General features: G+C 50.1%; 11 protein-coding genes. 6 read left to right on the plus strand and 5 right to left on the minus strand.

What is annotated here, in order from left to right:
* Positions 1–391: 391 nt before the first annotated feature.
* Both recC and BZG81_RS06030 read right to left on the minus strand, forming a co-directional pair.
* Entirely contained in the window at positions 392–3,772 is a 3,381-nt protein-coding gene (gene recC, locus BZG81_RS06025; protein ID WP_077676975.1) for an exodeoxyribonuclease V subunit gamma, read from the minus strand.
* Between the two features lie 134 nt (positions 3,773–3,906).
* Entirely contained in the window at positions 3,907–4,590 is a 684-nt protein-coding gene (locus BZG81_RS06030) for a DNA-3-methyladenine glycosylase I (RefSeq protein ID WP_077459758.1), read from the minus strand.
* Positions 4,591–4,673: 83 nt separating this feature from the next.
* On the opposite strand from BZG81_RS06030, the gene BZG81_RS06035 reads away from it, so the two are divergent.
* The 4 genes from BZG81_RS06035 to pheA all read left to right on the plus strand — a co-directional run bounded on the left by BZG81_RS06035 (position 4,674) and on the right by pheA (position 8,457).
* On the plus strand, positions 4,674–4,988 hold the full coding sequence (locus BZG81_RS06035; RefSeq protein WP_021022047.1) for a YebG family protein: 315 nt from the start codon (positions 4,674–4,676) through the stop codon (positions 4,986–4,988).
* A gap of 248 nt (positions 4,989–5,236) precedes the next feature.
* A complete protein-coding gene (dapD, locus tag BZG81_RS06040) occupies positions 5,237–6,268 on the plus strand; it encodes a 2,3,4,5-tetrahydropyridine-2,6-dicarboxylate N-succinyltransferase (RefSeq protein WP_077676976.1) in 1,032 nt (343 codons plus the stop codon).
* Positions 6,269–6,662: 394 nt separating this feature from the next.
* Positions 6,663–7,013: a ribosome hibernation-promoting factor, HPF/YfiA family gene (gene hpf, locus BZG81_RS06045; RefSeq protein WP_021022049.1), complete on the plus strand. Its 351-nt coding sequence runs from the start codon at positions 6,663–6,665 to the stop codon at positions 7,011–7,013.
* 259 nt (positions 7,014–7,272) lie between these two features.
* Positions 7,273–8,457, plus strand: a complete 1,185-nt coding sequence (pheA, locus tag BZG81_RS06050) for a prephenate dehydratase (RefSeq protein ID WP_077676977.1) — start codon at positions 7,273–7,275, stop codon at positions 8,455–8,457.
* Positions 8,458–8,524: 67 nt separating this feature from the next.
* Here pheA and BZG81_RS06055 read toward each other — a convergent pair whose 3' ends face one another.
* The 3 genes from BZG81_RS06055 to BZG81_RS06065 all read right to left on the minus strand — a co-directional run bounded on the left by BZG81_RS06055 (position 8,525) and on the right by BZG81_RS06065 (position 11,844).
* On the minus strand, positions 8,525–9,214 hold the full coding sequence (locus tag BZG81_RS06055; RefSeq protein ID WP_077676978.1) for a DUF3800 domain-containing protein: 690 nt from the start codon (positions 9,212–9,214) through the stop codon (positions 8,525–8,527).
* Positions 9,215–9,630: 416 nt separating this feature from the next.
* Positions 9,631–10,764 carry a bifunctional chorismate mutase/prephenate dehydrogenase gene (tyrA, locus tag BZG81_RS06060; protein ID WP_077676979.1) on the minus strand — a complete coding sequence of 378 codons (1,134 nt, stop codon included), beginning with the start codon at positions 10,762–10,764 and terminating at the stop codon, positions 9,631–9,633.
* Positions 10,765–10,767: 3 nt separating this feature from the next.
* Positions 10,768–11,844, minus strand: a complete 1,077-nt coding sequence (locus tag BZG81_RS06065; RefSeq protein WP_021022054.1) for a 3-deoxy-7-phosphoheptulonate synthase — start codon at positions 11,842–11,844, stop codon at positions 10,768–10,770.
* A 178-nt stretch (positions 11,845–12,022) separates the two neighbouring features.
* Between BZG81_RS06065 and BZG81_RS06070 the strand changes: the two genes are divergently transcribed.
* Together BZG81_RS06070 and btsR are read left to right on the plus strand one after the other, a co-directional pair.
* Positions 12,023–13,720: a sensor histidine kinase gene (locus BZG81_RS06070; RefSeq protein ID WP_077459762.1), complete on the plus strand. Its 1,698-nt coding sequence runs from the start codon at positions 12,023–12,025 to the stop codon at positions 13,718–13,720.
* On the plus strand, positions 13,717–14,430 hold the full coding sequence (btsR, locus tag BZG81_RS06075; RefSeq protein WP_077646085.1) for a two-component system response regulator BtsR: 714 nt from the start codon (positions 13,717–13,719) through the stop codon (positions 14,428–14,430). The genes BZG81_RS06070 and btsR overlap by 4 nt, the downstream gene beginning before the upstream one ends.
* The last annotated feature ends 14 nt before the right edge of the window (positions 14,431–14,444 follow it).

Consider the following 14,444-nt stretch of genomic DNA (forward strand, 5'->3'; position numbering starts at 1 on the left):
CTACAAACAACACAAAAATGATGCCCTCTAATCATTAAATTAAAACTAAAATGCTGATTTTAATTATAATTAAAATACAACCCTGCATTAAAATGATCGTTTAAAAAATATTTAGACCCCAAATAGATTGACCCCTAACGAGCAACGTAATGTGCAATCTTTAACCAACACAATGGTAACAAACATGACAAAAAAGATGGTTGTATCGACAAGCCACCCATTTTCTCTATCCTAGTAGTTCACTTCTCAAAATGAATATAAAGTCACAAATTAAGAATAAATAACCACAAAAGAGCCATGCATAGACTTGGCTAATAGGGAGAAGAGTGGGAAAGAGAGTGGATAGAGGGGGAAACGGCGCCGCACTATTCCTATGAGGCGCCTTTGGTGATTAGCGTTTTTGTCGCTGCGCAAGCATCGGCAGTACGTGTTGATCGCCTGTTGCTAATAGCGCTTGACCGAGACTCTCGTGCCATTGCGGCCATACGCGATACACATAAGGGTCTTGGACTTCACCAGGATTAAAGCCCCCGATAAAGGCATCACGCATCGCTTTCAGCGCTTTGTCTTGGCCGGTGTCACTGTTATCAAAGCCTTTTTTGCCATCTCGGGCTTTTATCCCGGCCCCGACCGTACTTGGCAGATAAGTAAGCGGCTGATTCAGGCCATTTTGATAGTCTTCAACCAAGGCTTGTAGATGTGCAAGCGCGTCACCTTTGCTGAGTGGGGAAAACTCGATGGTTTCTTTCACGCCCACCAACGTGCTCGGCACCGCTTCGCCCATCGCGCATTGGCATAAATGATCGATCCATACCGCAAGCTGATGACGCACGGTCAGATCGCCGCAATGAAAGCGCACCAAGCTGTCTTGATAACGCCGATTAAGCCAACCTTGCACTTGCACCTCACCTAGCGCGGTGGTGAGCGTCAAATTTAGTTCAAGATCGGGGCGCGGCGCGGCGAGCAAAGGCGTTAAGCGCTGGTACATATCACGGATCACCGTGACTTGCGTATCCAAGGTCAGTTCGCCAAAGTACGCCAAAGGCAACTTGCCCTGGCCACGCTGTCGGGCCATAAAATCCTGCACACTTTGGGGACTGTCATCGGTTTCAATAAAGTGCGCTAACAGCTGATCACGCAGCTGAAAGCGGTGCAAGGTATCTAAACTAAAGGGTTCGAATTCTTCTAGCGGCGCTTCTAACTGCTCAAAGAAGACTTTCAAGCGGCGTTGGAAAAAATAGCGCACGGGCAACCGCCAAAAACGCTGCAACTCAGCTAACTCAATCACAGGATCCTGGTGGCTGTCCGGATCAGGGCTTAACGCATCGCCAATAAATGCCGGCAGTTGCGTCCCTTTTCCTTGGGCAGCTGGTAGCCACTCTTGCGCGTAGCTACCACCATGAGCGAACGCCTGTGGGCTAAAGGGAGTGAGTGGATGAGTCTGGATAAGCTTTTCTTCCAACCGCTGGCGTGACTGCGCTTCGGGTAAATCGCCATCACCGGCCAAACAGTAGCCCTGAGTGCAATACTCAAGCAACTCGGTGACCAGTACCGATGGGACTTTTAAGCTGTTGTCTTGCACTGAGCGACCGACATAACTGATATACAAACGCTGCTGTGCCGACTGCAGCGCTTCTAAAAACAGATAACGGTCATCGTCGCGGCGCGAGCGATCCCCCGCCCGCGTGCGACCGACCATCAAATCAAAGCCGACACTGGGCACAGTGCGCGGGTACACGCCATCGTTCATCCCAAGCAGACACACCACATCGAAGGGAATGGAGCGCATTGGCATCAAGGTACAAAAGTTAACCTGCCCGGCCAAAAAGCGCTGGCTGACTCGCTCGTTATTGAGGCGACCATTAAAGTAATCGCGCACCACGGGCAAGGTTAGCGTATGGGTAAAGGCGGCATCGCTGAGCTGTGTCAGCCAACTGTCCAACTGGGTGCGGATAAGCTTTATCGCTAACTCTTCATCCCCTTCAATGGCAAAGCAGTCATCCAGCATTTGGGTCAACCGCGCCACCCACGTCTTGCCATCGCATTCAATCGCTAGTTGCTGCTGGTAGTAAATCAAGGTGTCGATAAACAGCCCTAAACGCCCAGCAAGCTCCGCATTAAGCCCTTGGACTTCATCATAAGGCACGGTGTCTGCAAACAATCCAGCCTCACTCGGCATCGCATAGCCAAGTAACATACGTTTCAGGCCAAACAGCCAGGTGTTTTGATATTGCTCTGGCAACGCAAACTGGCTCGCGGTTTGGGTATCAAGCCCCCAGCGAATGCCCGTTTCTTCCACCCACTGTTTAATCTGATCAAACTGTTGGCTGTCGATGGCAAAACGGCGCGATACCGTCGGCACCTCAAGAATTTCCAACAGCTCCGCCGCACTGCATCGACTATCAGGCAGAGTGAGTAAGCGTAAAAATGCCGCCAACACTGGGCTTTCTTGATCAGCGCTGCGATCTGAGATGGAAAAAGGAATAAAACGCTCGCGAGGCGCATTACCAAACACCGCTTGAATAGCCGGACTGTAGGCATTGATATCCGCCACCATCACAATCACATCACGGGGGCTAAGTGATGGGTTGGCCTCAAACATCGCGAGCAGCTGATCGTGCAGCACTTCGACTTCGCGCATCGGGCTGTGACAGGCATGGATTGCGATGGAAGCGTCATCTGGCTTGATTTCTGTTTTCGCCGCACTGATCTCGGTTTGCTTGGGATCGCCCGGCTCGTTCAAATCCAAAATATCGGCTTGAATGTGATGCAGCAGATTATCGCGGTTGATCTCAACAAAGCCGCTATCAATCTCATTACAGGCCATTTCCGAGAGCAGCAATAAGTTATCGCGCCCCAGTTTTCCCATCGACGCCAGCAAACTGTTCCCTACTTCGCCATGCTCGAGCTCATCAAGCCCCAGTGCCAATTGGCTCTCGGCGGGGATGTCTTCAATTCGGCTGATTTTATCCCGCGCTAATGCGGCGCGTTTAGCCAGATAGCGCTTGTCGCGAATATCGCCCCAATAATAACGGCATGGATTGGTGAACATAAAGTGCACCTCTACGTGCTCACCCAGTGCTTGTAACGCATCCAGATAGCGTGGTGGGAGCGCGGAGATGCCAAACACAAAGACCCGCTCAATATCAGCCAGTCCCGCAGGTTTGTGCTGATGACTGGTTAAGGTATCGATAAACTCTTGATACAAATTGGCGCGATGGTAAGGCGATTGGCCCAACGCCAAGGTGTGATCGTATAAGCGGCGCCACAGTTTTTGCTGCCAAGGTTGCACATCGTCAAGCTCTGGCACTGGTTGTTCTTGCTCCCATGCCAGCACCCACTCGGGGCGATAGACCAAATACTGATCGAAAATATCGGCCACTTTTTCGGCCAGCTGATAAGCACGCTGCTGATCCTGGCTATCTTCTAAATACGCGGCTAAATCAGCGAACTCAGGCTCATCCAGACAGCTGGGTAAGATGTCCATCAGCTTCCATGTCATCGCCTCTTTATTGAAATCACTGCGCTCAGGCACACCATCCAACACTCGCACAAATAGCTGCCAGATAAAGGTAGCGGGAAGCGGGAATTCGACATTAGCGACAATCTGCTGCTCGTTAGCGAGTGCCATTTTTAACCACTGCGCCATGCCGGGGCTTTGCACCAGAATAAGTTCTTTTTGAAAAGGGTCAGACAGCGGACGCTGTTGGATCAGGGAGACCAACAGCGATTTCAACAGATCGAGCTGATTAGAGTGATAAACAGTAAACACAAGGCGCTCACATGGGAAAGATAACTGGCATCGATTGTGGCCGATTGCCGCGATAAGCGCAAACCGCCACCGACACGCCGCGACCTTGCATACGACTTGCTAACCGTGTGATAGCACAGCAAATCGCTGAGCGATTAAACGCGATTATCACCCACACTGAAGGCAATCAGCTGGCTGATATGGTTCAGTGAACGGCCCGACTCTTGCTGCCACTGATTAAATGCCTGTTGCGCGGCTTGCATCGCCCGCTTGGTCTCTCGGCCGCTATCAACGATTTTAGTCGCGCGCAGATAGTGCTCAATATCGCGGGTGAACAAGAAGGTGTCCTTGCCCATTCGGCGCAAGGTATAAGCACCCGTATTACCGCCTAATCGCTTACCGTGCTTTTTTAAATACTGCCATAAACCAACAATATCTTCGCTGGGCCAATCGGCGACAAACTGGCTAAAACTGCCATGCGATTGCTGCACGCGGTGGATCATTTCCGCATTGTGTGGAATGGTCATCACCTTGGTTAAGTGGCGAATGATCGCGGGGTTCGTCGCTTTCTCTTCCCACATTTCTGGCGGCATCAACAACATTTTGTCGATATCAAATCCCCAAAAAACCTCTTCGAATCCCGGCCACTTTTTGCGTACCACCTGCCAGCTAATGCCCGATTGAAATACCTTCTGGCTAAACGCTGCTAACCAGCGATCATCCGGTATTTCACACAGTGCCTGATGTTCAAGCGGTGCCACCAGCATGCGCTCTAATTCTCGTTGACCACCTTTGCGATCGGCGGCACGTTGATAAATGGTGCTAAATTTTTCTCTCATGTCACAATCACGGCAGGGTCGGTAGACAATGGCCCTTATCCTACTGTATAAAAAGACAGTAAATCAACGAAGAGAGGGTAATTATGGCCGTTATCGTCAAGTACGTGGTCGAACGCGAGGGAGAAGAAAAGATGACATTTACCTCCAAAGCAGAAGCCGATGCCTACGATAAAATGTTGGATATGGCAGATGCGATGTTCGACTTGATTGGAGAAAGCGAACTAGTAGACGACGAAGAAAAGCGTGAAGCCTTGTCGCTATACCTTGCTCAACACAAAGACTCGGTCCTCGAGGCGCTGGGCGCCAAACGTAAAGCCGTCAAGAAAAAACCGGCGAAAGCGAGTGACAGTAAAATGGATGAAAGTAGCGACGACAGCAAAGACGCTGACGCTGCCTAGCACTCCCATTGCTGATCCTGTTGGCATCCGCGAAAGAGCAAGCCCACTTGGCTTGCTTTTTTTATGCGCTGAACCTGTATTTCACTCGCAAGGTATCACCCACGCTATGCATCAACACGAATCAGTGCCCCGACCTGTGTGGGATTTTACCTTGGCGTTCAGTTGAGTACTTCCAACCGCTGGCGGTTGTCTTTAAGATGAAGCGTTCGATGTTTTAAGCCCAAATTTCTATAAGGAGATCTCCCCCAATGGCAAGCTTTGCTCTGGCACTCGGTACCGCGACCCAAAACCAGGACGGAAAAATCATTGAAGCCTTTTTCCCGGCTCCGCTTCTTAACCCGAGCGATGATCTTATCCGTGCATTAAGCGCGCTGACAGATTACGACGCAGGTAATCAGGTAGTAGCGATTGCACCAGAAACCTGTAGTGCTATCAGTGAAGCCTTCGCGGCGGCTGGCGCTCAAGAGGCCGCTCATTTCGCCAACATGGCACAACAAACCACCCAACCGCTGGTGCTGGTGATCCTCGAAAATGACAGCAAGCCTGCATCGGTTGCAGAAGGCTTTTTGAAGCTACAACTGATCTCGCACCGCTTAGTGAAACCACATGGTGTGGTGCTAGAAGGGCTCTTTGGCCTACTACACAACATTGCTTGGACCAATCAAGGCCCGATTGACTTGCCTGAGTTATCTGAGCGCCAAATGGAAGCACGTCTGAAAGGCGAAACACTGACCGTTGAATGCGTCGACAAGTTTCCGAAAATGACCGATTACGTGGTACCTGCAGGTGTGCGTATTGCCGATACCGCCCGTGTCCGCTTGGGCGCGCATGTCGGTGAAGGTACCACGGTGATGCACGAAGGCTTTATCAACTTTAATGCCGGCACCGAAGGCAAGAGCATGATTGAAGGCCGTATCTCAGCAGGTGTAATGGTCGGTCAAGGAAGTGATATTGGTGGTGGCGCGTCGATTATGGGCACCCTCAGTGGCGGCGGCCAAATTGTCGTATCGATTGGCGAGAATTCACTATTAGGTGCCAACGCGGGTCTTGGTTTCCCATTGGGCGATCGTTGTACCATCGAATCGGGTCTGTATGTGACCGCGGGCACTAAGGTAACCATGCTAGATGCTGATGGAAAAGCAGTAGAAAGTATCAAAGCGCGTGATTTGGCGGGCAAAGCGGATCTCCTGTTCCGCCGTAACTCAAAAACAGGAGCGGTTGAGTGTTTGACCAACAAAAGTGCGGTCGAGCTCAACCACGAGCTACACGCCAATAACTGATCCGGCGATGTCAGTGTGACTACGTCAAAGGCGGCTTTCAAAGCCGCCTTTTTATGCGATTTTTCTCAACGCGCCATCAATGAAGCAGATTCAACACAGTGACCCACATGTATTTGTGGCACATTTTTGACCGCTAATAAAAATCAGGATGGAGGATGGGCGCGAGCGGGCCCTGATTGGCAAGTAATCAGCATTCGTGGCCCTTTCCAACTTAGCATTTTCATCTGTGAGTTCAAGGCTTTTTGCCTCTTTTCCGTGTCAGGATTCGCGAATGCTCACAGATCCTCCTATCGAAAAACTCCCCCCCTTTAAACATGAGCCAAGTCACGTTATCAATGGCGTAAAGCGGTAATCTAAAGATGAACCTAATACAGGGGAACAAAGAGGAACGAGTATGAGAGTGGAAATTGCAGGCAAAAACATCGAAATCACTCCCGCCATCCGTGAGCGCATCGAAAGCCGCTTTGACAAGTTGGCCAAGTGGCAGGTGGCACTCATCAATCCTCACGCTGTGATCAGTAAAGAGCCAAACCACCAGTTTAAAGTCGAAGCCAAAGCTGGGTTGCCGGGCTCAACGCTGGTTGCCTCAGCAGAAAGCGATGACATGTACAAAGCAATTAATGATGTGGGCCAAAAGCTCGAGAAGCAACTGAATAAGGTCCAACACAAAGGCGAAGCACGTCGCAATGATAAATCTGCTGCGACGGTTGCGATGGAAGAAAATCCAACCGATGAGGAAATCTAACCCTCAGCGCAACACCTAAATCGCTAAACATGTTAGCCCCGTCTTCGCGGGGCTTTTTGATCCTTGACACGCCAGCCTGCGCCCCATATGGTTAATCCATACGCAAACATAACAACACAACGCCCAATGCTGATTGACGCTCGTTTTTTTCGCTTCTTTTTTATCTCGCCAACGCGGGAGGAAGCGTGCTAAGCCCAATCAGCCTGGCGCACTAACCTCCCAACCGGGAGGTTTTTTTGTATTAGAACAAGGATAATTTATGCCAGACACACCACGCCCATTGGATGAGATACGCACGCGGATAAGTCAGCTTGATCAAGAGCTACTGACACTATTGGCCGAGCGCCGTCGCTTAAGCCTAGATGTCGCCAAAAACAAAGTCGCGGTGCAAAAACCGATTCGCGATCAAGCCCGTGAGCAAGCCTTATTAGAAAAACTGGTGACCAAAGCGCAAGATCACCAGTTAGATGCTCACTATGTGCTGAGCCTGTTTCACACCATTATCGAAGACTCGGTGCTGATTCAGCAACGCTATTTACAAAACCTCGCTAATCCCGACAATCAGCGTCCGGTGGCACGAGTTTCTTTCCTGGGCAACCAAGGCTCATACTCCTACCTCGCCGCGCGCCAGTACTTTAGCCGCAAGCAAACCGAATTGGTGGAAATGGCCTGTGACAGCTTTAAAAAGGTGGTAGAAACGGTAGAAACTGGCCATGCCGACTACGGTATCTTACCGGTAGAAAACACCAGCTCTGGCTCAATCAACGAAGTGTACGATCAGCTGCAGCACACACGTTTATCGATTGTCGGTGAGCTTACGCTGCCTATCGACCACTGCCTGCTGACTGTCGGCGACCAAGACCCAAGCCAAATTGATACCTTGTATGCCCACCCGCAACCGCACCAGCAATGCAGCGAATACATTGATACTTTGGGTAAAGTGAAGAAGATTTATTGCTCCAGCACCGCTGAAGCCATGCAACAAGTGGCGGATTTAGACCAGCCTAATGTGGCCGCGATTGGCCATGCTGCCAGTGGTGAGTTTTACGGTTTAACCGCGATTAAGAGCGAGATTGCCAACCAACAGCAAAATCACACTCGCTTTATTGTCGTGGCTCGTAAGCCGGTTAAAGTATCATCACTGACCCCTGCCAAGACCACCTTTATTATGTCGACGTCACAACAAGCGGGTTCCTTGGTGGAGTGTTTAATGGTATTGCGCGAGCGTGGCATCAATATGACCAAGCTTGAATCTCGGCCAGTACTCGGTAACCCGTGGGAAGAGATGTTTTACGTCGATGTTGAGGCCAATATGGCTAGCAACCTGATGCAAAGTGCGCTGGACGAACTCACTACTCTTACCCGTTATCTAAAGGTGCTCGGCTGCTACCCGTCAGAGACCATTTCTCCCACCGAGGTATCGCTGCCGGACAGCAACGAGTAATCGCGAATCACTATTCATAAAATAGCCCACAGTGTGGGCTTTTGGCGCTTAATCACTATCATATCACTTAAACCACCGTATGAAGTCCGTGCTGAACGCCCCCAAAATAATCAAATTTCCTCTCAATAAGGTCAAAAAACTGACTATCCTCTTTTTCGTAGTGACGAAATAACGCGTAGGCAATTAGATCCGCGAGTTGAATCAACCTTGCTGCTTCAGAATCGATAAAAGCAGGCACTTCTGCCATATTCCTCAGCCGCCCCCATTCATGACCATCGAGTTTAAACGCTTTAGCCAGTGCCTGAATTGGCGCTTCTTTGCTACTTTTATCAAAAAGAATCAGACCTCTTTGAGTATTATTGAAATGAACATGTTGTCTGGCTAAGAAATGGTCGAAGCGAGTTACAATCTGCTGAAAGGTGTAATGAACCGGATCATTTGGAGAGATAGCACTTTTTCTTACAACCGAGGCAAATATTCTAAATTTACGCCCATCTATTAAGTTAAGAGCCTTTTTGATCGCTTCTAAACGTAATTCTTTATCAAACTTTCGCCAAAAGCCTCGGCCCGCAAGCATTGGCGCGCCATGGAGTTCGACAGAATGTGGATCTTGTGGATTGAAGGTTGCCGCGATCTTATCTAACTCAAGAGAAAGCCAATGTGCAGAGCTCTCAAACACACTAAAGCCAGCAAGTACAAAGTGCTTTTGGTCTGACCCACCTGGCGTGCCTGATTCATCTGCGTACAACAAAAACATATACGAGTCACTAAGTTAATAGAGAGCAGCTACGAAGGAGAATGGGGAAGGAAGGCGGCGGAAAGAGCTCTATGCTCAGCGCACTGCAATAAGGCAGCACACCATAGATTGTTTCCAACCGCTTAGTAACTATATCCCTAAATCATAGGCTCTGCAACGATAGTTCTAACGCGCTTTCGACTGCAGTTCTAGACTCAAACGCGCAACAACCGCACATATCGACTAGAGCAACGAAATAACACTTTTAATCCGCTTACTCTACAACAAAAGCGCGCTTTTCAGTATTCAAACCTGATGAAAAACAGCCTATTATACCATCCATGCGACCCAGTTCTTAGCCAATCACCTTGGTATACACGCTATCCCGTTTTATCTGTGCGGCTCTCCATCTATCCCCTTACAACGGTGAGCCTTAGCTAGGTCGCGGTTCGATGGGTGGCGTCGTTGGCTTGTCGCAATAAGCCTTGGCTTTCTTGTAAAAAGCGTGGGGCATAATCGCCAAACCAGTTTTCCACTTGCGCGAACGCATCGACAAAAGTGGCTTTGTCGTGCTGTTCAAGCAAATCAATCGCTTCGCCAAAACGCTGGTAAAAACGCTTGATCATCGCCAGATTTTGCGGCGAGGACATAATAATATCCGCATACAGCCCCGCATCTTGAGCGAACAAGCGCCCCACCATGGCAAGCTCTAAGCGATAAATCGGTGAGCTTAGCGCAGTAAGCTGGTCGAGGTTGGGGTTTTCTTCTGCCAGATGGACCCCGTAAACAAACGACGTGAAGTGACGCAGCGCTTGGATCAGCGTCATGCCTTCATCATGCTCGATGGCACTGATCCGATTTAACCCAGCGCCCCAAATGCGAAACTGCTCTAGCAGCCATTGGTACGCCTCAGGGTGTCGGCCATCGCAATACACCATTACCTGCTTAGCAAGGCTGGCGACATCTGGGCCAAACATGGGGTGCAGGCCAACCACTGGCCCGGAGTGTACGGATAACATCGCTTGTAGCGGGCCGGATTTCACCGAAGTGAGATCCACCAATAAGCAATCGTCTGGCAGCTGGGTCAGTTTACTAATGACCGTTTCCGTGACGTCAATCGGCACCGAGACCACCACCACCCCCGCATCGGCCAGCAGGGCATCGGCATCCTCCCAATCTTCTTTATCCAGCACCGCAACCTGATAACCCGACAAACGGAACAAGCGAGCAAATAAGCCACCCAGCTGGCCTTTACCCCCAATCACCACCACCTGGCGTAAATCTGGGTTTAGACACTTAAAGCCAGAGTCATTTTCACTGCTGTAAGACTCACGCATGGTGCGACGCAGCACATCTTCAATTAAATCCGGTGGCACCCCTTGCGACTGTGCTTCTTGACGACGCGAAGCGAGCATCGCCGCCTCACGGTCCGGTGCATAAATGGGCAAGCCATGCTGGCTTTTCACCTCCCCCACTTCTGCTACCAGCTCTAAACGGCGCGCGAGCAAGCTCACCATTTGTTTATCGACATCGTCTATTTGATCGCGCAGTCGGCTGAGTTCCGCCACCATGGTTTAGTCCTGTTGAGTACGTTGTTGAAGAGAGGTTGCCAGCTCTTGGTGAGCATGACGTAACAATTGTTCGGTAGACGCCCAATCAATGCAAGCGTCCGTGATCGACACACCGTACTCCATCTCATCTTTAGACAAATCCGCCGATTGGTTACCCGCGTTAAGATGGCTTTCGATCATCAGACCAATGACAGAGCGGTTACCTTGTTTGATTTGATGGATCACATCTTCTGCCACCAATGGCTGGCGGCGGTAATCTTTACGTGAATTCGCGTGGCTACAATCCACCATCAGGGACGGGTTGAGTCCCGCAGCTTCCATTTGCTGCTCGCATTCGGCGACCGAGACTGAATCGTAGTTGGTTTGCTTACCACCACGTAAGATCACATGCCCATTAGGGTTACCTTGCGTTGTAAGCAGTGCCACTTGGCCCGCTTGGTTGATCCCCATAAACCGGTGCCCAGACGCGGCGGCTTTCATCGCATTAGTGGCGGTGGCCAGATTGCCATCAGTACCGTTTTTAAAGCCGATTGGCATCGACAAACCACTGGCCATTTCACGGTGGGTTTGTGATTCGGTGGTACGTGCGCCAATCGCCGCCCAGCTAAACAGATCACCAATGTATTGCGGGCTGATTGGGTCCAACGCTTCAGTGGCCAACGGGATCCCCATTTGTGCTAAATCCGTGAGCAGACCACGCGCTTGCTTTAAGCCAGATTCCACATCAAAGCTACCATCCAGATGCGGATCGTTGATTAACCCTTTCCAGCCAGTAGTGGTCCGCGGTTTTTCAAAGTACACCCGCATGACAATAAACAGGTGATCGCTGAGTTCATCCGACAAGGCTTTCAAACGGCGCGCGTAGTCTTTCGCCGCTTCGACATCATGAATAGAGCAAGGACCACACACCACTAACAAGCGATGATCGCGTTTATGAATAATATCCGCCACTGTCTCGCGTGCCTCACTGATAGCAGCCCGGGTACTTTTTTCAATAGGGAACTGCGCGCGAAGCTGCTCTGGCGTCAAGAGCACCTGCTCATCACGGATATGAATATTGGTCACCGAATCTTGCTGCATAACCTTGCCTTTAATGTTCATCATGTTTTACACAAACAATACCAGTCCATGTTTTAAAAGCAACAAAAACTGTACCTATTTATTTACTATGTAATTATTTGTTTACACTATAGATTACAATAGAGTCTTACAACAGCAACCGTTACTATAGCGCATTGGTTTTTTTGTGTGGGTCGTTATGGCACTGATTCTCTCACTTCTTCAGCAAATGAGCGTCTATCTGGTTATCGCCTATTTGCTCAGTAAAACACCGGCATTTATGCCACTGCTGAGTATTTCGGGGCGACTGTCGCATAAAGTTGTTTGTTATTTTCTTTTCTCTGGCTTTTGCATTCTCGGTACCTATTTTGGCTTGGGGATTCAAGATGCAATTGCCAACACCCGTGCGATCGGCGCAGTCATGGGCGGATTACTAGGCGGTCCATTTGTGGGCTTTTTGGTCGGGCTAACCGGCGGTTTACATCGCTACAGTTTAGGCGGCTTTACTGACTTGGCTTGCGCCATTTCGACCACGGCAGAGGGCTTGATTGGTGGTGTAATGCATCGCTATTTGGTGTCGCGCAATCAAACCAGCCGTTTATTCTCTCCCACAGTCGTGTTAGGGGTAACCTTCGTTGCCGAGTTAGTGCAGATGGCGATTATCCTCGCGGTCGCTGAACCCTTTAGCCGCGCGTATGAACTGGTTAGCGCGATTGCCGCCCCCATGGTGATTGCTAACTCTATTGGCGCGGCGATGTTTATGAGCATAATTGTCGACCGGAAAACCCTGTTCGAGCGCTATTCAGCGGCATTTTCCAGCAAAGCACTCAAAATTGCTGAACGATCGGTCGGCCTTTTAAGCAGCGGGTTTAATCAACAAAGCAGTGAACAAGTCGCTGCCATTATTCAGCAAGAAACCGGCGTTGGGGCGGTGGCGATTACCGATAGAGAAAAGATCCTTGCGTTTACCGGTATTGGCGATGATCACCATCTCCCCGGTACGCCAATTGCCTCTGATTACACCCGTCGCGCGATTGCCGATGATCAGCTGATCTATATTGATGGTGCGGATATCCCCTATTGCTGCTCACTTTCTCCTTATTGCAAGTTGGGATCGGTACTGGTGATCCCGCTACGCGGAGGCGATGGCTATGTATTGGGCACCGTCAAGCTCTATGAGCCAAAACGTAAGCTCTTTTCGGCCATTAATGTCACCATGGGCGAAGGGATCGCCCGATTGCTCTCGAACCAGATTTTAACCGGCCGTTATCAGCGTCAACAAAGTTTGCTCACCCAGGCTGAATTAAACCTATTACGCGCCCAAGTCAATCCGCACTTTTTGTTCAATGCCTTAAATACGATTAGTGCGGTGGTCAAACGCGAGCCAGAGCGGGCACGCCAATTGATCCAACATCTATCGACCTTCTTTCGCAGTAACCTTAAGCAAAACCGCGAGACCGTCTCGCTTGAGCAAGAGCTGAATCACCTCGATGCCTATTTAGAGCTCGAACATGCCCGTTTTGCCGATCGCATGAGTGTGGAGAAGCAGATTGATCCCGCTATCTTGCACGCGGTGATCCCAAGCTTTACCTTACAGCCTTTGGTCGAGAATGCGGTGAAACATGGGATCAGCCAATTGATGGCAGACGGCAAAATTATTATTCGTGGCTGGCAAGAAGGCGAATGCCTGTATTTACAAGTGGAAGACAATGCCGGGCTTTACCAACCCGCAGCACAACACTCAGGACTCGGCATGCGTATTGTTGATAAGCGTGTACGAGGGTTGTTTGGCGGCCAATATGCGCTAAAAATGACCTGCCAGCCTGATATATGGACACGGGCAACCGTCACTTTGCCCTTCACATATCAAACGCCCAATAAGGAGAGAGAGGCATGATTAAGGCATTGATTGTTGATGATGAGCTGCACGCCCGCGAGGCGTTGGAAGACGAGTTGCTAGCGGTAGGCGGTGTTGACATCATAGGGCAATGCAACAATGCCATTGACGCACTGAAAGCCATCAATCAAACCCGTCCAGACGTGGTGTTTTTAGATATTCAAATGCCGCGAGTGACGGGATTAGAGCTGTTAGCCATGCTCGATCCCGATACCATGCCCAAGGTGGTATTTGTCACCGCCTATGATGAATATGCGGTACAAGCATTTGAAGAAAATGCGTTCGACTACCTGTTAAAGCCCGTCGAAACCGTGCGATTAAAAAAATCCTTGGAAAAACTCACTCGTGAGCTACGCCAGAAAAACGACTACCGAGCAATGACACCAACGTTGGATTTGCTTCCCTGTGCGGGACACAGTCGGATTACATTGATCCCACATCAAGAGGTCGAAGTTGCGCGGACCGCTTTAAGTGGCGTCGCACTACTCACCGCAAAAGGCGAGTCTACCACGCACCTATCACTCAAGGTCTTGGAGGACAAAACCCCCTTAATACGCTGTCATCGCCAATACTTGATTCACCCCGCCGCTATCCGCGAAATCCGCTTACTCGACAATGGCCTTGCCGAGGTGATTACCTCCTCAGCGCATGTTGTGCCGGTAAGCCGACGTTACTTAAAAGCGTTAAAAAATCAATTGGGGCTTAACTAACCCAGACTTATACG

This window comes from Salinivibrio sp. MA607 (assembly GCF_001996245.1).
GTDB classification, from domain to species: Bacteria; Pseudomonadota; Gammaproteobacteria; order Enterobacterales; family Vibrionaceae; genus Salinivibrio; species Salinivibrio costicola.